Source organism: Collinsella sp. LCP19S3_F2, from assembly GCF_052121015.1.
Classification (GTDB): Bacteria; Actinomycetota; Coriobacteriia; order Coriobacteriales; family Coriobacteriaceae; genus Collinsella.
The window spans coordinates 1-884 of record NZ_JBQKFA010000033.1; the positions used below are offsets into that span (position 1 = coordinate 1).

Genomic DNA, 884 nt, shown 5'->3' on the forward strand with positions numbered 1-884 from the left:
GTTGCTAGTAATCGCGGATCAGCATGCCGCGGTGAATGCGTTCCCGGGCCTTGTACACACCGCCCGTCACACCACCCGAGTCGTCTGCACCCGAAGTCGCCGGCCCAACCGAGAGGGGGGAGGCGCCGAAGGTGTGGAGGGTGAGGGGGGTGAAGTCGTAACAAGGTAGCCGTACCGGAAGGTGCGGCTGGATCACCTCCTTTCTAGGGAGACACATTCTTAGAGAGAGAACACTTTAACTCGAATGGAGGGCAGGAGCCCGTCCGGTTGATGTCTGGCCAGGATACGTCCCCGCAGCACCCGGTCCCCGGGGTCGCACCCGCGTACCTTGAGAGCCGCATAGCGATAGGAGAGAGATGGAAGAGTATCCTCTTCCAGACTCGATTCTTTTCTGCGATTAAATAGAGAATGATAGCAATCATTCATCCGATCCAAACAAGAGAATTCACTCATTGATGAGTGAGGAGCATCTGATCGCGAGCACAGTGGAACACGCTGTGCCGCGGTATGAGATACCCGAATTGCGACATGAGAGCGCTATTCATGATATCGATTAATTTATATTGGCGACACGTGGATATCCCGCGGGCCCGGAGCGGTCCCGCAAGATACCACGGGCGCACGGCGGATGCCTTGGCACAGGGAGCCGATGAAGGACGCGGCAAGCTGCGATAATCCCCGGCGAGGAGCACACATCCTTCGACCCGGGGGTCTCCGAATGGGCGAACCCATCCGTAGAGGTACGGATATCCCCCCGCTGAACACATAGGCGGGGGGAGGACAACCCGGGGAACTGAAACATCTAAGTACCCGGAGGAGAGGAAATCAATCTCGAGACTCCCCGAGTAGCGGCGAGCGAAAGGGGACCGATGGCCAAACCGTCG

The 884-nt window shown here is 58.1% G+C and carries 2 rRNA genes; both read left to right on the forward strand.

The window, feature by feature from the left end:
• Positions 1–203: ribosomal RNA gene (locus ACTQX9_RS09520) — 16S ribosomal RNA — on the forward strand; the annotation flags it as partial.
• A gap of 398 nt (positions 204–601) precedes the next feature.
• Positions 602–884: ribosomal RNA gene (locus ACTQX9_RS09525) — 23S ribosomal RNA — on the forward strand; the annotation flags it as partial.